Origin of the sequence: Acetobacter fallax, assembly GCF_011516735.1 — a bacterium.
GTDB lineage: Bacteria > Pseudomonadota > Alphaproteobacteria > Acetobacterales > Acetobacteraceae > Acetobacter > Acetobacter fallax.
Genome location: NZ_WOSX01000001.1, coordinates 167299 through 185484, shown reverse-complemented (window position 1 = coordinate 185484; position 18186 = coordinate 167299). Strand labels below are relative to the sequence as shown.

Below are 18186 nucleotides of genomic sequence, written 5' to 3'. Positions count from 1 at the left end.
GACGTCATGGCTATTGATATTCTGATGCCGGCGCTCTCGCCGACCATGACCGAAGGCAAGCTTCTCCGCTGGTTAAAAGCGGAGGGCGACAAACTGTTCTCCGGTGATGTCATTGCCGAGATCGAAACCGACAAAGCGACCATGGAAGTGGAAGCCGTCGAGGAAGGGCTGCTCGGCAGGATACTCGTCGAAGCCGGAACCGAAGGTGTCGCGGTAAACACCCCCATAGCCATCCTTGTCGAGGAAGGCGAAGCTGTGCCGGATATGGCTTCGGGTAGTGCAATTCCGAAAGACGCTGTACCTAAGAATATCCCAGCCCTGCCCGAGGTGCCTGCCGCAGTAACCGGGACCGCTGCATCTTCGCAGAAAACCGAGCCAGTAAAGCCGGGTACAGCCCTTGCTGCCAGCCGAATCATCGCGTCTCCGCTCGCAAAGCGGATCGCGAAAGACGCAGGTATCGACCTCATTATGGTCAAAGGCTCCGGCCCCAACGGTCGCATCGTTAAACACGATGTCGAAGCGGCAAAAGCAAAAGGCACCGCGAAACCATCCGCACAGCCATCAGCACCCGCCGCCATATCGCCCGAAGCGATCACCATCCCGATGTCGTCGATGCGCAAAGTCATCGCACGCCGTCTGACGGAAGCCAAAACCACAATCCCACATTTCTACGTCGCCGTAGACGTGCAGCTCGACGCCCTGCTGGCGCTTCGCAGCCAGTTGAACGCTGCGTCTCCCGCCGAGGGCGCGGACGCGTTCAAACTGTCCGTCAACGACATGCTGATCAAAGCCGCGGCCGTCACTCTGCGCCGCATCCCCGATATGAACGTCTCTTACGCGCAGGATGCCATCGTTCATTACCCGGGCGTGGATATCTCCGTCGCCGTCTCGATCCCGGATGGGCTGATCACCCCGATTGTCCGCGACGCAGATAAGAAAAGCCTGCGTGAGATCAGTAACGAGATGAAAGACCTCGTTTCCCGAGCCCGCGCCGGAAAGCTGAAACCTGAAGAATTCCAGGGGGGATCGTTCTCGATCTCCAATATGGGCATGTTCGGTATCAGCGAGTTCTCCGCCATAATCAACCCGCCACAGGCTGGGATTCTCGCCATCGCATCCGGTGAGAAACGCCCGGTAGTCAAAGGCGACGGCCTGGCCATCGCAACGGTGATGACGGCAACCATCTCGGTCGATCACCGCGTTGTCGACGGCGCGCTGGCCGCGCAGTGGATGTCAGTGTTCCGTTCCGTGGTCGAGAGCCCCATCAGCCTGGTGGTCTGAGAAGATAATCGCCATAATAACGTGTCAGAGCCTGAACCTGTATGAATGGTTTACGCTCTGAAGCCAGAGACGACTGCAGGAGCAGAAACATGAGCACAACCGAGTTCGATCTGGTTGTTATCGGCGGTGGTCCAGGTGGATATGTCGCCGCATTACGCGCGGCACAGCTCAAATTATCTGTCGCTGTGGTTGAAGGTAACCACCTTGGTGGCATCTGCCTGAACTGGGGCTGTATCCCGACAAAAGCCCTGCTGCGGGCCTCAGAGATCAACCATCTCCTGCACGATCTCGGACAATTCGGCTTCGCCGTCGACAATCCCCGCTTCGATTTTGAAAAAGTCATTGCAAGATCGAGGGGGGTTGCAAAACAACTCTCCGGCGGCGTAGGGCACCTGCTCAAAAAATCTAAAGTGCCGGTTTTCAACGGATTTGGAAAACTCAGCGGCACTGATGGTAAAAAACGAAAAATCACCGTTACCATGGTCGATGGCAGCATTACGGAGCTGAAAGCCGCGCACGTCATCCTCGCCACCGGCGCCCGTGCCCGGGTTCTGCCTGGACTGGAACCCGATGGTAAATTCGTCTGGTCTTACCGCGAGGCTCTGGTTCCGGATCTCCTGCCGCGCCGTCTCCTTGTGATCGGCTCCGGCGCTATCGGAACCGAATTCGCTTCTTTCTACCGCAACATGGGATCGGAGGTCACGCTCGTCGAAGTCGCCGACCGTATCCTGCCGGTCGAAGACGAAGAAATCAGCAAACTAGCTTACGCATCCTTCGAAAAGCAGGGAATGAAGATCCTGACCAATGCTAAGCTGGGTCCGTTGGCGAAGGCAAAAGATGAGGTGAGCGTCGAAGTTACGACCAGGACCGAAACTCAGAAAATTACCGTCGATCGTGTGATCTCAGCAGTTGGTATCGTCGGGAACGTCGAAAAACTCGGTCTGGAAAACACTAAAATCGTTGTCGACCGGACGCATATCAGGACGGACGAATATTGCAAAACCGGCGAACCAGGCGTCTATGCTATCGGCGATGTCGCGGGTGCTCCGTGGCTCGCGCATAAAGCCAGCCACGAGGCTGTCATGTGCGTCGAAGCGATTGCTGGTCTCTCAGTTCATCCCATTGATCCCACAAAAATTCCCGGATGCACTTATTGTCGCCCGCAAATAGCGTCAGTGGGCTATACCGAAGCTAAGGCTAAAGCTTCTGGTTATGAGGTTCGGGTTGGAAAATTTCCTTTTGTAGGAAATGGAAAAGCCATAGCAATGGGGGAGCCTGAAGGTCTGGTGAAAACTGTCTTTGATGCCAGAACAGGTGAACTTCTCGGTGCACATATGATCGGCGCTGAGGTTACCGAAATGATCCAGGGATTCGTTATCGCGAGGACTGGTGAACTGACGGAAGCAGAACTGAAAGAGACTATTTTCCCGCATCCGACGATCTCTGAATCGATGCACGAAGCAGTGCTTTCTGCTTATGGCGGGGCGTTACATTTTTAAGTTTTATCCGGATCGATTTTGAATTTATCTGCATTTGCCAGATCATGGTGAGTGACTGAAAGAATGTCCGGTTGCGAGACGTCATTGGCGCATTCGAGAATTTTGTCGACATGTCCTGACTGTCTGGTTTCATGTAATCAGGATTGCGGGATCGGGGATGTTCCTCGAACCACGAAGCGATGTGTTCCACGGGAGATAGTCCATCCAGAACACGCTGCTTTCGCTGGTTGTAAGCGAAGCGGAAGTCATTGAGCAGGTCGTGGCTGGCGACACAGACCTGCAGCACCTCTGGCCATTGAAGCGTTTCACCATTCCATTGGTTTGTGCATAGGGTCGACGCCGGTTGACACTCATGTCGCGGCAAGCTTTTTCGAAGGCGTTCGCCGTCAAACACGAGCTCCTGCCAGTCAGGATCTGGGTGATCCGGAAAGGAAAGGCAGTTTTAACAGATTTGAGGAAGTCGACGGCATTGTCAGCAATCTCCGCCCGGACGGCTGGTGTTGTGCGCGCCTGCACCGTCCCAGTGACGTCTCGTAACCCGACAGCCAGGCTTATTCAGGCTCAATGCCTGTCCAGATACAGGGACCATCTCACCCGTGAGATATGCGGGTTATAATACTTTAAGTTATTCCGTTATAAATACTGTATAAAAATTTATAATTTATAATTTTTATGATAATAAATTATATAACATTATTTATTTTATTTTTATAAATATTGATGAAACAAACCACATATGGAAAGCTACTTATTCTGAATTTACTCAATTTTTTATTAAGGATCCACTGGATTTGGATAAGAGGAGTGATGGGTTTGCTGATGCAGGCATATCTTCCGAACTGGTGCGTCAGCGGTTTTCCACGGTTTCAAAGTCGACAAGTTTCTCGCAGTCGGAACAGTCATTGCGCAGCACGCAGCTGCAGTTGTCTGATACACTTCAGGCTTTGCTGTCAGATGAATTATCCGCTGATGATCGGGAGGCGCTTGTTTACCTGGTGCATCTCGCAATGCCGAAGCACGAAGACGCTGAGGGGTTGGCAACCATTTTACTCGCCCGGTTTGGATCTTTTGCAGGGACATTAGCCGCGACGGATCAGGCCTTGCGAGCAATTGCAGGAATAGGCCCGCATCTGCTGTCAGCAATCCGGGTAATGCAGGAAGCAGCGTTACGACTGCACAGGGCAGCACTGGAGGGCTGTGAGGTGCTTTCGGATCGACAGCGACTTTATGGGTATCTGTCGGCGGTGCTGGCACGAGAGGTTATTGAGCAATTCAGGATTTTATTTCTGGGGCCTGATGACAGGTTAATTGCGGACGAGGCGCAAGCGAGGGGAACGGTGAATCATACGCCGGTTTATCCGCGCGAAGTTGTGAGGCGGGCGCTTGAGCTGGAAGCTACCTCGCTGATTCTGGTGCATAACCACCCGAGCGGGGATCCGACACCGTCTCCGGACGACGTCGCGATGACGCGGCAGGTTAGCTCAGCTGCGGCAGTGCTGGGACTGACAGTTCGGGACCACATCATTGTAGGAAACGGCCAGTGGCTAAGTTTTGCTGAGAAGGGGCTATTGTAAAAAGCGGAGCTTCTTTAACTGACAGACAAACGTGCCGGACAGGCTCGGGGGCGATCTGCCCCGTATCCGGGCAGAACCACGACTAGTCCGGCTAACGAAATCAGCTCTGTTTTTCGAAGGCGCCTGCTATTTTCAGTGTGACGTCATCACCGACCAGCGGGACATATTTACTTACGCCAAAATCACTGCGTCTGATTTTTGTCGTACCCTCAAAACCGATAGTATAGGCTTTGTTCATCGGGTTTGTTCCGGCGCCGATAAAGGTAGCGCTTATGGTGGCGGGACGAGAAACACCGTGAAAAGTGAGAATACCAGCAATTTCAGCGGCACCTGACGCGGTCGGCAAAACCTTTGAGGACACGAAGGTAGCTGTCGGGTATTTTGCTGCGTCGAGCCAGTCTGTGCTGTTAAGTTCTTCTGTGAGATGATTGCTGGTTGTCTGGACGCTGTGGATTTTAATGGAAACGTTGAGTTTTGTACTGGTGATATGGGCAGGGTTGAATGTCAGAGTGCCTGATCCTTCTGAAAACAGGCCGGTATAATTTGTGAAACCCATGTGCAGAACAGAAAACACGACCTGGGTGTGAGCAGGATCGGCCCTATAGGTGCCGCCCGGGACGTCGGTAGGGACTGGCGCGGCTTGCGCGACTGCGAGAGAGACAGCAAAGCCCATTGTCGCGGCTGTCAGGGTGCGGATGGCTATTTTCATTTTCTGCTCACTCTGTGTTGTAAAAAAAATTATGTCGGTCAGCCGAAACGGAAACCTGACAGAGCCTTGCCCATAATGATGTCATGCCAGGACTGCTGGCCCCTGTCAGTTCCGGCTGCTCCTGCCGCGATCATAAGCGGTAGAAGGTGTTCTTCACGCGGGTGGCAGATGCGTGCGCCAGGGGCTTTGTCCCAATGCCTCAGCGCCTCATCGCGCAGGTCTGGCGCAGCCTCGATGGTACTGACGAGCCAGGCATCAAACGCGCGGGAAGCGGCATCAGTCGAGCGATCATTTGATAAAAACTGAGGAAGATTGTGGAAGGTCATGCCCGTAGCGACGATAAGAATGTTTTCGGCGCGGAGCGGCCTGAGGGCATGCCCTACTGCCAGTTCTTTTGTCGGGCTCATTCCGGCACCGAGAGAGAGTTCGACGACCGGGATCTCAGCATCCGGGAAGGCCAGCATGAAGGGAATAAAAACACCATGATCGAGCCCGCGGACATCATCCCCGACATTCGGGATACCTGCGGCGGTGAGCAGGGCGCGAACGCGGGACGCGATCCGTGGTGAACCCGGGACCGGGTATCTCAGATCGTAAGTGTGCTCCGGAAATCCATAATAATCATAGATAAGTTCGGGGAGCTTTCCGGAAGTGACGGCAGGGATTTCCGTTTCCCAATGGCCTGAAACGACAAGGATGGCATCAGGTTTGCGGGGTAACGTGGTCGCAATGCTGCGCAGATGAGCTTCAAGTTTCCCCCAGCCTGGCCAGTCCATAAAAAAACATGGACCACCACCATGAGGAAGGAACAGCACGGGCTGACGAATGCAATGTTCTGCTGAAGTCCCTGTCATTTCTGCCCCGGTAGTAAATCAGGCATCATATCTGTTTTGCCTTTCTGTGCGATAATACCCATTTCGAGCAACTCGTCCTCCATTCAAAGCCTGAGATATCGAAGAAGCAGAGAGACAACGCCTGGCCGTGTAACGAGTATGCAGGTTTTCGTACATGTGGGTTGCACAGGGATATTCCGCTCCCCGGATACGTCCTTAAGAATCGAAGAGTATCAGCACTATGTCCTGATTTGGCCGCATTGTGCAGCTTAGCTGCGTTCCGGCCATGCAATCTGTTCATCGCCGGGAGTGCTGACGATGAAGTACATGACTTTAGTGGGGCTGCTGATGTCCGGACTGTCCGGACAGCCGCTGCATGCCCAGGATTATAAATCTCAGATCGGAAATACGCGCTTTTTCGGAGAAAGTGCGGCTCGCCCGGCAACGGCAGCGGATGCAAATGTTCTGCACGCCGTCACGTCCCTGACGCAGCAAGGCGGGAATTATAAAAACTCATGCGGAGAGAAGGTGGTTCCGCGCATTATGGATCTGCATCTCGATGGCGCGCTGACACATGTGAGCGCAGTCTTTACCGGCAGTCACGGCGTATGTTTCGGAAGTGCTGGTTATCGTGTGACACTTGTCGATGGATCTGATCGCGTCATTGGAGGAACAGTGGCGTCCGGCATCGGTGTGCTGCAGACGCAGCATGGCGGGACATATGACCTGAGTTTTTCAGGAACCGCATCGTCTTATTCTGTCTGGCGCTGGAACACAGGCGAACATTCCTATCGCCATGTGACGGATGTTCAGCTTCAGTGAAGCTGAACATGCCTGATCTCTTCGTCTGGCTGATGGCAGAGTCACGATACCTGGAGCATGAGTGACCGACTCATGCTCCGTCATACTCTCAGCGGCTCATGATCACCGGAAGGGTCGCTTCTTCCAGAACGTGTCGTGTGACGCCCCCCAGGATGAGCTGGCGCAGTCGGGAGTGGGAATAAGCCCCCATGGCCAGCATATCGGCACCGAAATCCTGACATGCACCAAGAAGGCCACGGCCAACATCCCGATCGATTGGCGCAAACTCGACGCGATCAGCAGTGATGTTGTGCATCGAAAGGTAGTCGACCACCTCCCGGGCAGTAGGGCCACGGCGCTGGTAATCGCCGCAATGAAGCACACGGACACGTTCAGCTGTGCTGGCCCAGGCGATAACCCCACGCAGAGCCGAGGCGGCTTCAGCCGTTCCGTTCCATGCTATGGCGACGCGTTTGATCATGTGCGTCATGGGCGCGCGCGGGGCAATGACAGCCGGCCGCCCGCTGTCGAACAGAACGGCGTGGAGAGCCTCTGAGGATGAAACTTCATCCCCGCTATCCGGATGAGGGACGAGAGTGAAGTCTGACAGCCGCGCATGCCAGGGGACGATTTCGCTTTCCGAACCCTTGATAATGTTAAAGCTCATACTGGGCTCTTCCTGCGGAAACGGGATTCGTGGTGCGACAACAGCGATTCCACTGCGTTCAGCAAACATTTCAAAAGCATGGTGAACTTCACGGGTGCGCTTGCTACCCTCGCGCTCCGCTGCGGACATCAGCTCCTCGACCATGCCGCCGGTCAGCCCTTCACCGGCGAGGGGAGCGATATCACGGCCATCCGGGCTGACGTGAAGCACAGCGAGATGGGCATTGAAACGGCGGGCGAAATTACGTCCGAGGACGAAAGCCGCTTCCGCATTTCGGGCGCTGCTGATGGGGAGCAGTATTTTTCTGACTTCTTTCATGGCTCTCTCCTGACCGGCGTGATGATAAACCTGGGCTGGCGGGGAGCACGACCCGGATCGCGGTAACTATATGCCAATAACGCTTTGCGCGTGCATTTGGTTACACCGGGGTTCCCGCCCAGAATCACTTTCAGGGATAGAGGCGCGTAACGTCCCATGCGTTTTTGCCACGCGTAACCCAGATGGCCCGATCATGCAGGCGATACGGGCGATCCTGCCAGAATTCAAAACGATCTGGTCTGACACGAAAACCAGACCAGTTTTCCGGGCGGGGAACTTGTTTGCCAGCATATTTCGCCTCTGCCTGCTTCAGGCGCAGCTCGAAGATGGTACGATCGGGGAGGGGGCTGGACTGCCTGGAAGCAATGGCTCCGAGCTGGGACATCCGGCGACGGCTGGCAAAATAGGTATCAGCTTCCTCTTTGCTCACCGGAAAAACAGGGCCTTCGATACGGATCTGACGGCGCAGGCTTTTCCAGTGAAACAGAAGCGCTGCAGCCGGGGTCGCCGCGAGTTCATGACCTTTGCGGCTTTCGAGGTTCGTAAAGAAGCTAAAGCCGTTCCGGTCGGCACCCTTGAGCAGCACGATACGGGCGTCAGGCCGGCCTTCCGGACTGACCGTGGCAACCGTCATGGCATTTGCATCATTGGGCTCGCTGGCCTCTGCATCGGTCATCCAGGCATTGAAAAGGTCGAACGGGTCGGCGGAGAGGTCAATCAGAGGGGAGGTTGTGACGCCGGTCGCTTCTGTAGTCATGGCTTTTCTCCTGCTGGCTGCGGGTGGCCCGGTGCGTGCGTGTGCATTGCGCTGGCCTGTCGCCCGTTTCCGGGGTTGTTCCTGCTGTCTGGTTGTGCAACGACCCGTGCCATCTTGTCATCTTTCCAGCCAGTTGAGGTTTCTGCATGTCTGAAGGCGCTGCTTCCCCTTCCGCCGGTGAACATCCTGTGACCGGAACCCTGATGAGGGGTAAAAAAGGCCTCATCATGGGTGTGGCCAATGACCGTTCAATCGCCTGGGCAATCGCCCAGGCCGTTGCGGCTCAGGGAGGTGAAGTCGCTTTTACGTATCAGGGTGAAGCTCTGGGTAAACGCGTGCGACCTCTGGCAGAAAGCATCGGATCGAGCCTGGTTCTGCCCTGCGATGTTGCCGATGACGCTGCTATCGACGAGACGTTTTCTGTTCTGGAAAAGGAATGGGGTGCGCTGGATTTTGTCGTCCATGCCATTGGGTGGGCGGACAAGAAGTATCTGCGCGGACGCTACGTCGATACGCCACGTGAGGCGTTTCTGACGTCCATGGATATTTCCTGTTATTCATTTACAGCAGTGGCGGCCCGGGCGGCGGCGCTGATGAAAAATGGCGGCTCGCTGCTGACACTGTCCTATCTCGGGGCGGAGCGTGTGATGCCACATTATAATGTCATGGGCGTCGCCAAGGCGGCCCTTGAGGCTTCGGTTCGCTATATGGCGGCGGATCTGGGGCGCGACGGAATTCGGGTTAATGCGATTTCTGCAGGTCCGGTCAAGACTCTTGCCGCGAGCGGGATTGGTGATTTCCGTTATATTCTCAAATGGAATCAATATAACTCGCCGCTGGAGCGCAATGTTGCTCTCGAAGAGGTCGGGGGGGCCGGGCTGTATATGCTGTCCGACCTTTCAAAGGGAGTGACGGGTGAAATTCACCACGTTGACTGCGGCTACCATATCGTTGGCATGAAGAACCCGCTGGCACCGGATATTTCGGTAGCCGGCGACTGACGGGTTCGGCTGACTGGCTGAACGGGAAGAAGGTGAGGGATGTCGCATAACACTTTTGGTCGTCTGTTTCGTGTGACCACGTGGGGCGAGAGTCACGGGCCGGCAATCGGCTGTGTGATCGACGGTTGTCCGCCACGCATTGCGCTCACTGAGGACGATATTCAGCCTTTTCTGGACCAGCGGCGTCCAGGGCAATCGACGTTTACGACGCAGCGCAGGGAACCGGACGAGGTCAGGATTTATTCCGGTGTTTTTGAAGGCCTGACGACCGGAACCCCGATTTCGCTGATTATTCAGAATACAGATCAGCGGTCGAAGGATTATGGTGAGATCGCACAGACCTTTCGTCCAGGTCATGCGGATCTGACGTATCATCTGAAATATGGCATTCGTGATTATCGTGGTGGCGGCCGATCTTCAGCGCGCGAAACGGCAATGCGGGTCGCTGCGGGTGCTGTGGCACGGCGGGTGCTCGGACCGACAATCCGGGTGCGGGGAGCACTGGTGCAGGTTGGGCCGTATGTAATCGACCGGAGCCGATGGGACTGGGGGGAGGTGGGGAATAATCCGTTTTCCTGTCCTGATGCTGCGATGGTTCCGGTGTGGGAGCAGTATCTCGGAGAGATTCGTAAGTCCGGATCTTCAGTCGGAGCTGTTGTAGAGGTTGTGGCGGACGGCGTGCCTCCCGGGCTCGGAGCGCCGATTTACGGTAAGCTCGATTCTGACATTGCTGCGGCGCTGATGAGCATCAATGCTGTCAAAGGCGTGGAGATTGGCGACGGTTTCGCGACAGCTGCGTATACCGGACCGGAAAATGCGGACGCGATGCACATGGATGGAACGGCAATCGCGTTCGAAGCGAACCATGCGGGAGGTATCCTCGGCGGGATTTCTACCGGGCAGCCGATTATGGCCCGGTTTGCTGTGAAACCAACCAGTTCGATGCTGACCCCTGTGCCGTCGGTGAATGTGACCGGCGAAGATGTGCAGGTAGTAACGAAGGGACGGCATGATCCGTGCGTGGGAATCAGGGCCGTTCCGGTAGGTGAAGCTATGCTGGCCTGCGTGCTGGCTGACCATAAGCTGCGGCATCGGGGGCAGGTCGGGTAGCCTCTGGCCGGATCTGTCCATCAGACCAGGATGAGTGTGATCGCCGGAATATTGCGATATTTCTTGCTGGTAGTGTTGGTAGTCGCATTAGTGATCTTCACCTGACCTGCGTCGAAGAGCCTCAAGTCAGCAGTCTAGTTGGCATAATATATATTATGCGACAATCGTGTGAGTCCGTTTCACAGAGACGTATCCCGTGATACTGACAGAAGGACATTACATAAATCCCTTCCATGTCTGCTCAGCGGCTCCTGTTAACGACCATCCAGCTCTTGTTCAGTCCGAGAAACTTTTCGCCTGTAATGGCGGCATCGGGAAATAAGCGTCTCATTTGCCGGTAGGTCACACTGTTTGCATCGGCGACATATTGCTGGGCCTCGGCCCGTGACCGGGCCCGTGGATAATGCCCGCATGATCGATACATCATAAGTGTCAGACGCAACCGCTTAGGTAACCAGTGAAATCCGATCATCCGGGTGTGAAATTCATATGGAAACCAGTAATTTGGGGCCTGGACGTAGTAAACCGGGGCAAGGCGCATTACTTCTTCGGCCATTTTCGCCATATTTTCCTGTGATCCAACATGCTCGATAACACTGTTGGAGTGAACAAGATCAAATTCATTTTTTGAATAGGATGACATATCAGTAGCATCACCAACAATACAGGTTATCCTCGGATCGTCACTTGTAAAATATTCACGATTTACTATGAGAACCGACATATCGGCGCGCTGCGCAAAAGCCGGCGCCGTCTCCCAGTAAGTCGGTGTGCCGCCGAGATCGATAATCCGACAAAACCCATGCTGAGAAACAATCTCATCCACAAGCGCCATTATGATCCGGAATCTGCTCTCACGGTAAGGGCTTGATGGCGTTATTTTGGACATCATGTCTTTCTTTTTAATATAGTCTACAATTATACACAACACTGGGAATTTTAGTCGTCCCCGGCGGCAACAAACGGCTTAAAATTCGTTCCACATGTTTTCCGTTTGGAAAATCGCGGTACACCGCCCTTCGTCTTGTTCAACTGGATCCAGGCCAGACCGAAACGACTGAAGTTTTTCCGCCTGCAAAACTGCGGATACCCATATCCTCTGAAAAAACCAGGAACCCGTGAGGCGCCGGATACACGTTTCGTTCCGAATAAATTTAAAGTTGAATATCAATCGATAAATTGAAAAAAAACTTAAGGCCGGCTGTATAAATGCTCTGATTGATCTGAATGAATCAAAAAAACTCAGATATTACGGAGATGACAATAATGATAAATGCACAGCTCAGATAATCCATTCGCCTTCAACGAACACCGAAAGCACAGGTTAAAAAATAAATACTGTCCTGAAATGGGTAATTGTTATAATAAATAATGCATTATATTTTTACTATTACAAAAACAAACTTATAGATGATATTATACAAATAAAAAAATTTACCAAATTATACTTTTTTCATGTTGCAATATTATGAATTCATATTGATATATAAATGATGTATTACGAAAATAATTTGTCCGTCAGGTTAACATAAATCCTATATGCCCCTGGGGTAGCGCACGCCTCTTGCGGAGAAATATATCCGATGGCATCGGACAGCACCCGCTTTCAATAAAGGATCTCTATACCGCCATGCTCGACCGCCTCTACGCCCGCGTGCGAGCTCACGCAGCCGGCCCCCAGGCCCCCTTCTGGCTTGCACTTTTGTGTTTTGCCGAAGCCAGTGTGTTCCCTCTGCCGCCGGAAACGCTGCTGATTCCCATGGCTCTCGCCAACCGAAGCAGGGCATGGCAATATGCAGCGATCGCTACTGTCGCCAGCGTGTGCGGTGGACTTCTGGGCTGGTATATTGGCGCCGTTCTGCTCGCGCATGTCGCCATGCCGATTGTGCATTTCTATCACGCTGAGCACACACTCGTGACGCTCCAGGAAAAATTTCGCCAGTGGGGCGTGTGGATCATTCTGATCAAAGGCCTGACGCCGGTTCCTTATAAATTCGTCACCATCGCCAGCGGCGCTGCCCATTTCGCGATCGTACCTTTTATGCTCGCAAGTCTTGTCACACGGGGCGTTCGCTTTTTTCTCGTCGCAGGTCTTCTGAGGCGCTTCGGTGCCCCGATCGAGGCTTTTATCGAAAAGCGTCTGCCACTTGTTTGTGGCATATTCGCAATCCTGCTGATCGGTGGAATCGTAGCACTCAGGTATCTTTGACCCGTGAGCGGATCATCGCGGTTCCATGCAGGGCAATGTAACGAAACTTTATTTTCTGGCGGATCCAGTTCACCAGCCCGGATAATGTTACAATAATAACACCGACGAATCCCCATAGATCCAGTTGCTGGTGAAACAGCGTGTAGCTGAGTGCGACGCCCCAGACCATCTGGCTGTATTGTGGCAGCGCGACCCTGTTTGCCGGCGCTGCCTGGGTTGCCATCATGAGCAAAAGCTGACCAAGCGCAGCAAGAAGCCCGTAACCGAAGAGAAAAATCCAGCCCGTGGCATCCGGCCAGGTAGCATGTCCCATCATCAGGATACCGTTGCCCACGAGCGGCCCGATCAGGCTTGAACCAAACAACGACAATCTGGGGCTGTTCTGTCCTGACCGCCTGTAGGCGATTACGCCTACGGCATTCGCGACCGCTGCAACCAGGGCGCAGAGATGGCCGAAATGAAGCGCACGAAACCCCGGTCGCAAGACGATCAGAACGCCGACGAATCCGACAGCCACCGAAATCCAAGCCCATATATTTACCTGTTCTCGCAGAAATGTGACTGAGAGAATCGTCACGAAAAACGGCATAAGAAACATTAGAGAGAGGGCTTCCGGCATCGGCAGAAGCATGAAGGCTTCCACGCTTGAAGCCGTGGCCAGAAAAACAGCACCGGCCCTGATAAGCCACATTCCCGGATGGGCTGTGCGCACAATGTCGATATAGGATTCATGCTTTTGCCGCACAAACGGAAGAATCAGAAAACCGAAAGCGCCACCGGAAAAAGCCACTTCAAACGGGTCAAGGCTTCCGGCCAGAAGTTTGGAGAAAGCATCGCTGATTGAAAACGCAGCATAGGCCATGAAGGCCAGCAGCATTCCTGAGGCGGCGGTCGATGGCATTTCTGGTCCTGCTTTGCTTGCACGACGCCGTAAAAACGCGGCGACTGGCTGGTGGTTTTCGTGCGTTCGCTTACTCTGCCCGGGGGCTCCAGGAGAAGATGATTTCGTGTCACGAAACGCAGAACAGCCCTGCGCTTCGTGACACGAAATAAAGCATCCTTGTCTTGGGTCTCTCTGCCTTTTTTTCCGTGAATATTTAATGGACAAAAAACATCAGGACATTCTTCGGGCGCCGCAGAGCAATTATAGTGGCTTTCCCGGCATTTGTGCCGTTAACAATTGAAATGGCTTTCCTGAATGGAAAGAGGGAGGCGTTGCGTGGATCTCGTTGAATGCGGTCGCTCTGACCCGACAGAAAGCGATCTGGAAGCATTTTTCTCGCCAGGTTTTATTCAGCCACGTGGATGCCTGCTGTCCTTTGGGCTACCTCGATTTATTCTTCAGCGCCATTCTGAAAATGCCACCATTTTTCTCGCTAACCCGGCTATTTCTTCCGGTGCTTCTCTTGAAGACTGTATTGGCCCGGCAGCACTGGAACACGTTTTCTCTGCCATGGATGAAAGCCGGCAGCTGGGCAGACCGGCTCTTCTGTTCGACCTCTCTCTTGCCGGTGGTACAGTCCGTGATGTTGCTGTTCATCTTTCGGGTGACGAACTGATTCTTGAATGTGAACCCTCCGGCAAGCCTGAGGAAAACGGCCGGCTCATTTCTCAGCTTCGTATGGTGATCGATCGTCTGCGCGACAAAACTGATCTTCAGGCCTTGTTCACATCTGTGGTGCAGGAGGTGAAGTTGGTGTCCGGTTTTGACCGGGTGATGCTTTACCGGTTTGACCGGAATGGTCTGCCCAAAGTAGTTGCCGAGGAGAAACGGCCCGATCTGGACGAATTCAAGGGACATTATCTATCGATTGAGGACGTTCCTATCCTGGCTACAAGTCAGTATCGCAGAACCCGCGTGCGTGTGATTGACGATGTGATTGCGCAGGAAATCCCGGTCGTGAACGATGTTCGTGGGCTGTGTCCTCTGGATATGTCTTTTGCTCAGTTCCGCGGAGTGTCTCCACTTGCACGCGCATATTTTCTTTCGCGCGGTGTGAGGGCTTCCATGGCAGTCTCGCTGGTGGTGGACGGCGTACTCTGGGGCATGATCGCCTGTCGCCATTACGAGTCTCGCGTCGTTACCATGGACGAGCGCGCTATAGCGAAAATGATTGGCGAATTCGCAGCCTTACAGATTGCGGCTCTGATCAGATCATACCGTCTTGAGGTCACAATCCGCGCTCATGCGCTGATCGAACATTTTCTGCATAATGCGGCCTCAACGCTCGATATTCCCTCTTATGTGCGATCCCAGCTCGCCAGTCTGATGTCACTGGTTGACTGCGATGATATCGCCGTGTGGATCAACAACGAATGGACGCAGCACAAAGGAAAACTTGCAGGAGACATTATCGCAATTCTGGTGGCTGAAGCAGATATACGGGCCAGATCGGAGATATGGACTACCGAACATCTCTCTGCTGAGAACCGTGCCCTGCATTCTTTGCTACCCTGGGCTGCGGGACTGATGATTATCCCGATTTCGCCGCAGCCAGGCGACTATATGTTTGTTTTTCGTCGTGAAATTATTCGTGTGGTCAATCGGCCGGCCAGCGTTCCTCTGTCTCAGGCAGAGTATTCAGGCGGAGATGTGCCCCCGCAACTGACCAGTCTGCGGGGCCGTTCTGATCCCTGGACAACCGAAGACGAGGAAGCGGCTGAACAGCTTCGTTCTGCGTTAATCGAAGTTATGGGGGCCTACCGGCAGCAGCAGCTTCTTGAACGGGCAGAAGCCGAAACACGGCAACGAATGCTGAATGAAGAACTCAGCCATCGGGTCAAAAATATCCTCGCCGTGGTCCAGTCCCTTGTCAGCCGCCCGCCATCACCTGGTCGCTCACTGGATGACCATTTTATGGCCTTACGGGGACGTATCGCGGCACTCGCGACAGCGCATGACCAGGTTTCCCGCGCCAGTGATGGCGGATCACTGCGGTCTCTGCTTGAAGCAGAACTTGCGCCCTACCGGCTACAACCAGGAACCGTGATCTTTGAAGGACCTGATTTGTGGGTGCCGGGCAAGGCTTTGTCGATCATGACTCTCCTGTTTCATGAACTGGCGACAAACGCTGCCAAATACGGTGCTCTTTCAGTTCGTGAAGGCAGGCTTGACGTCAGATGGGAGCATAACGACAGGGATAAAACGTGGGACATCGTCTGGACCGAAACGGGCGGTCCTCTGGTAAAAGCCGCAGTTCGTTCGGGTTTCGGCTCGGTCCTTCTGGAGCGGGCCGTGAGCCATGAGCTCGGCGGAAGCGCCTCGCGCGACCTGAGGCCGGAAGGCGCTATAATCCGGGTCTCTGTCCCTGACAAATTCGGGTCTCTGGCATGCCTTGTGGAAGAGCGGGGCAGTCTGGCGTCAGGTGGTCCTGTAACGAAAACAGCCCTGCATTCTCCGCATGAGCCAACTGCGACGGAGCCTTCAAAGGGCGTTACTGATGCTCACATCCTTCTGGTGGAAGATCAGCTTCTGATCGCGATGGAAGTCGAGGAAGCCCTGCTCGACTTCGGCGCGGCGGATGTGACGACAGTTTCGTCGGTCGACGAGGGCCTGGATGCCATGCATGCCAATCCACCAGATGCAGCTGTTCTTGATGTCAATCTGGACGGAAAGACTTCTGTCGGCCTTGCCCGACGGCTTCGCGAGCGGGGCGTGCCATTCGTGTTCGCAACCGGGTATATGGATCGCTCCATGATCCCCGACGAATTTCATAATGTTCCGGTGATACGCAAACCCTATGCGACATCAGAGATCGTCACTGTCCTTGGTGCCTTACTTTCTGCTTCCGGCAACGCGATACCCTGATCAGGGCACGAGCACAGCCGCTCCGTCGAAGCGTCCGTGACGCAGATCATCCAGAGCCTGATTGGCCTGCCGCAGCGGGTATGGCGTCGTTGTCGTTTTGATACCAATTTTTGGCACGAGTGACAGAAAGTCGATCCCATCCTGACGGGTGAGATTAGCGATGGAGACGATTTCGCGCTCTTCCCAGAGGATGTCATACGAAAACGCCGGGATCTCGCTCATATGGATTCCGGCACAAACCACCCGGCATCCCTTGCGGATTGCCCGAAGAGCAGCGGGAACAAGAGAGCCGACTGGCGCGAATATAATTGCTCCGTCGAGCGTCTCTGGTGGCATTTCGTCCGAACTGCCAGCCCAGACGGCACCCAGAGAACGCGCAAAGGACTGTTTTTCCGTATCTCCCGGGCTGGTGAAAGCATAAACCTCCCTGCCCTGCCAGCGCAGCACCTGCGTGATGATGTGTGCCGCCGCGCCGAAGCCATAAAGACCGATTTTTTTTCCGTTTCCCGCATGGGACAGCGATCGCCATCCGATCAGACCGGCGCAGAGCAGTGGCGCCAGTGAAATGTCATCCCCTGTTTCGCCAAGAGGAAAGGCATAATGCGCATCGGCAACAGTTAACGTGGCATAGCCTCCGTTACGGGTGTAACCGGTAAAGAGCGGATGATCACACAGATTCTCCTTGCCTTCGTCACAGTAAAGGCAATGCCCGCAGGTATGACCCAGCCAGGGAATTCCCACGCGTTCACCGATTTTGAGATCCGTCACGCCGGGGCCGATCATATCAACCCGACCCACGATTTCGTGTCCTGGAACGATCGGCAGCTTCGGGTGCGTCAGATCGCCATCAACGACATGCAGATCCGTGCGACAGACCCCGCATGCGGAAACCCTGACTCTGATCTGGCCTTCGCCGGGTTCAGGGTCTGGTAATTCAACCCATTCAAGAGGCGTGCGAGGCTTTTTGAGCTGCATGGCGAACATCGTCAGGCTCTCCCGTCCGGATTGGTGAATACCGGGACGCAGGTTAGAATAAGCTGAAGGAAAAAAGGAATGATCGTGATCAACGTCATGTTCAGAGCGGGATGCAGCCCCGGTATATGGTCTCCGGTCACGTGTCTGGAGTGTACGGGAAATCCGGCCTGATGTTCTTCTTTCTCAAAGCAGCGCTGTCTGGCGTGTTGATCGCACTGATTTCCACAATCGCACGCCGTTATCCGGCGCTGGGGGCACTTGTCGCATCCCTTCCCCTTATTTCCGTCTTCGGGATGATCTGGCTCTGGCTGGAGACCCATGATCCTGTACGTATGGAAACGCATGTGTCAGCGACGTTCTTTTACGTTATTCCCTCTCTGCCGATGTTTCTCCTGATCCCCTGGCTGATGCGTCGGGGCGTTCCGTTCTGGCCGGCATTGCTCGTCGGATGTTCCGTGACAGTCGTGCTTTACCTGCTGACAATCCTCATCGCGCGTCGGGCCGGATATTCGCTGTAAAGCTAAAGCTGTGGCTGGATGATCAGAGTGATACTTTCCGATTCCGGCTGTGTCCCCAACTTTGAGGATGCCAGTTGCCTTTTTACACAGCAAATCCATTATCTGAAAATACCGGATCGGGCAGGT

General features: G+C 54.2%; 16 protein-coding genes. 9 read left to right on the top strand and 7 right to left on the bottom strand.

The features are described 5' to 3' along the window. Nucleotides 1-6 precede the first annotated feature (6 nt). The 3 genes from GOB85_RS00870 (at nucleotide 7) to radC (ending at nucleotide 4354) form a co-directional block, all read left to right on the top strand. Entirely contained in the window at nucleotides 7-1281 is a 1275-nt protein-coding gene (locus GOB85_RS00870) for a pyruvate dehydrogenase complex dihydrolipoamide acetyltransferase (protein WP_173575720.1), read from the top strand. Nucleotides 1282-1370: 89 nt separating this feature from the next. Next, nucleotides 1371-2780: a dihydrolipoyl dehydrogenase gene (gene lpdA, locus GOB85_RS00865; RefSeq protein ID WP_173575719.1), complete on the top strand. Its 1410-nt coding sequence runs from the start codon at nucleotides 1371-1373 to the stop codon at nucleotides 2778-2780. A gap of 923 nt (nucleotides 2781-3703) precedes the next feature. Further along, entirely contained in the window at nucleotides 3704-4354 is a 651-nt protein-coding gene (radC, locus tag GOB85_RS00860; RefSeq protein WP_242011184.1) for a RadC family protein, read from the top strand. Between the two features lie 100 nt (nucleotides 4355-4454). Here the strand turns inward: radC and GOB85_RS00855 are convergent, their stop codons facing one another. Then, complete coding sequence (locus GOB85_RS00855; protein WP_173575718.1) at nucleotides 4455-5063, bottom strand: YceI family protein; 609 nt, start codon at nucleotides 5061-5063, stop codon at nucleotides 4455-4457. 38 nt (nucleotides 5064-5101) lie between these two features. Then, nucleotides 5102-5917: a DODA-type extradiol aromatic ring-opening family dioxygenase gene (locus GOB85_RS00850; protein ID WP_173575717.1), complete on the bottom strand. Its 816-nt coding sequence runs from the start codon at nucleotides 5915-5917 to the stop codon at nucleotides 5102-5104. A gap of 297 nt (nucleotides 5918-6214) precedes the next feature. Here GOB85_RS00850 and GOB85_RS00845 point away from each other — a divergent pair, with 297 nt between their 5' ends. Then, nucleotides 6215-6718 (top strand): hypothetical protein, encoded by a 504-nt coding sequence (locus GOB85_RS00845; protein ID WP_173575716.1) that lies wholly within the window; start codon nucleotides 6215-6217, stop codon nucleotides 6716-6718. 88 nt (nucleotides 6719-6806) lie between these two features. Here GOB85_RS00845 and GOB85_RS00840 read toward each other — a convergent pair whose 3' ends face one another. Next, nucleotides 6807-7682: a universal stress protein gene (locus GOB85_RS00840; RefSeq protein ID WP_173575715.1), complete on the bottom strand. Its 876-nt coding sequence runs from the start codon at nucleotides 7680-7682 to the stop codon at nucleotides 6807-6809. Nucleotides 7683-7812: 130 nt separating this feature from the next. Beyond that, on the bottom strand, nucleotides 7813-8439 hold the full coding sequence (gene pdxH / locus GOB85_RS00835; protein WP_173575714.1) for a pyridoxamine 5'-phosphate oxidase: 627 nt from the start codon (nucleotides 8437-8439) through the stop codon (nucleotides 7813-7815). Nucleotides 8440-8585: 146 nt separating this feature from the next. Between pdxH and fabI the strand changes: the two genes are divergently transcribed. Next, complete coding sequence (gene fabI, locus GOB85_RS00830) at nucleotides 8586-9440, top strand: enoyl-ACP reductase FabI (protein ID WP_173575713.1); 855 nt, start codon at nucleotides 8586-8588, stop codon at nucleotides 9438-9440. Nucleotides 9441-9479: 39 nt separating this feature from the next. Continuing rightward, complete coding sequence (gene aroC / locus GOB85_RS00825; RefSeq protein WP_173575712.1) at nucleotides 9480-10550, top strand: chorismate synthase; 1071 nt, start codon at nucleotides 9480-9482, stop codon at nucleotides 10548-10550. Nucleotides 10551-10791: 241 nt separating this feature from the next. Here aroC and GOB85_RS00820 read toward each other — a convergent pair whose 3' ends face one another. After that, nucleotides 10792-11376 (bottom strand): methyltransferase domain-containing protein, encoded by a 585-nt coding sequence (locus GOB85_RS00820; protein ID WP_173575711.1) that lies wholly within the window; start codon nucleotides 11374-11376, stop codon nucleotides 10792-10794. Between the two features lie 804 nt (nucleotides 11377-12180). Between GOB85_RS00820 and GOB85_RS00815 the strand changes: the two genes are divergently transcribed. Next, nucleotides 12181-12759, top strand: a complete 579-nt coding sequence (locus tag GOB85_RS00815; RefSeq protein ID WP_173575710.1) for a YqaA family protein — start codon at nucleotides 12181-12183, stop codon at nucleotides 12757-12759. On the opposite strand, the gene GOB85_RS00810 is transcribed toward GOB85_RS00815, so the two are convergent. Then, complete coding sequence (locus tag GOB85_RS00810) at nucleotides 12746-13660, bottom strand: DMT family transporter (RefSeq protein WP_242011183.1); 915 nt, start codon at nucleotides 13658-13660, stop codon at nucleotides 12746-12748. The two genes, GOB85_RS00815 and GOB85_RS00810, sit on opposite strands and share 14 nt — an antisense overlap. A gap of 318 nt (nucleotides 13661-13978) precedes the next feature. On the opposite strand from GOB85_RS00810, the gene GOB85_RS00805 reads away from it, so the two are divergent. Beyond that, nucleotides 13979-16567 carry an HWE histidine kinase domain-containing protein gene (locus GOB85_RS00805; RefSeq protein ID WP_173575709.1) on the top strand — a complete coding sequence of 863 codons (2589 nt, stop codon included), beginning with the start codon at nucleotides 13979-13981 and terminating at the stop codon, nucleotides 16565-16567. On the opposite strand, the gene GOB85_RS00800 is transcribed toward GOB85_RS00805, so the two are convergent. After that, nucleotides 16568-17551: a zinc-dependent alcohol dehydrogenase family protein gene (locus tag GOB85_RS00800; RefSeq protein ID WP_173575708.1), complete on the bottom strand. Its 984-nt coding sequence runs from the start codon at nucleotides 17549-17551 to the stop codon at nucleotides 16568-16570. A gap of 161 nt (nucleotides 17552-17712) precedes the next feature. On the opposite strand from GOB85_RS00800, the gene GOB85_RS00795 reads away from it, so the two are divergent. Then, on the top strand, nucleotides 17713-18060 hold the full coding sequence (locus tag GOB85_RS00795) for a DUF3147 family protein (protein ID WP_173575938.1): 348 nt from the start codon (nucleotides 17713-17715) through the stop codon (nucleotides 18058-18060). The last annotated feature ends 126 nt before the right edge of the window (nucleotides 18061-18186 follow it).

Coding starts and splice junctions, on each gene's coding strand:
- GOB85_RS00870 (WP_173575720.1), top strand. CDS start 7: ATGGCTATTGATATTCTGATGCCGGCGCTCTCGCCGACCATGACCGAA.
- lpdA (WP_173575719.1), top strand. CDS start 1,371: ATGAGCACAACCGAGTTCGATCTGGTTGTTATCGGCGGTGGTCCAGGT.
- GOB85_RS00855 (WP_173575718.1), bottom strand. CDS start 5,063: ATGAAAATAGCCATCCGCACCCTGACAGCCGCGACAATGGGCTTTGCT.
- GOB85_RS00850 (WP_173575717.1), bottom strand. CDS start 5,917: ATGACAGGGACTTCAGCAGAACATTGCATTCGTCAGCCCGTGCTGTTC.
- GOB85_RS00845 (WP_173575716.1), top strand. CDS start 6,215: ATGAAGTACATGACTTTAGTGGGGCTGCTGATGTCCGGACTGTCCGGA.
- GOB85_RS00840 (WP_173575715.1), bottom strand. CDS start 7,682: ATGAAAGAAGTCAGAAAAATACTGCTCCCCATCAGCAGCGCCCGAAAT.
- pdxH (WP_173575714.1), bottom strand. CDS start 8,439: ATGACTACAGAAGCGACCGGCGTCACAACCTCCCCTCTGATTGACCTC.
- fabI (WP_173575713.1), top strand. CDS start 8,586: ATGTCTGAAGGCGCTGCTTCCCCTTCCGCCGGTGAACATCCTGTGACC.
- aroC (WP_173575712.1), top strand. CDS start 9,480: ATGTCGCATAACACTTTTGGTCGTCTGTTTCGTGTGACCACGTGGGGC.
- GOB85_RS00815 (WP_173575710.1), top strand. CDS start 12,181: ATGCTCGACCGCCTCTACGCCCGCGTGCGAGCTCACGCAGCCGGCCCC.
- GOB85_RS00810 (WP_242011183.1), bottom strand. CDS start 13,660: ATGCCATCGACCGCCGCCTCAGGAATGCTGCTGGCCTTCATGGCCTAT.
- GOB85_RS00800 (WP_173575708.1), bottom strand. CDS start 17,551: ATGTTCGCCATGCAGCTCAAAAAGCCTCGCACGCCTCTTGAATGGGTT.
- GOB85_RS00795 (WP_173575938.1), top strand. CDS start 17,713: ATGTTCTTCTTTCTCAAAGCAGCGCTGTCTGGCGTGTTGATCGCACTG.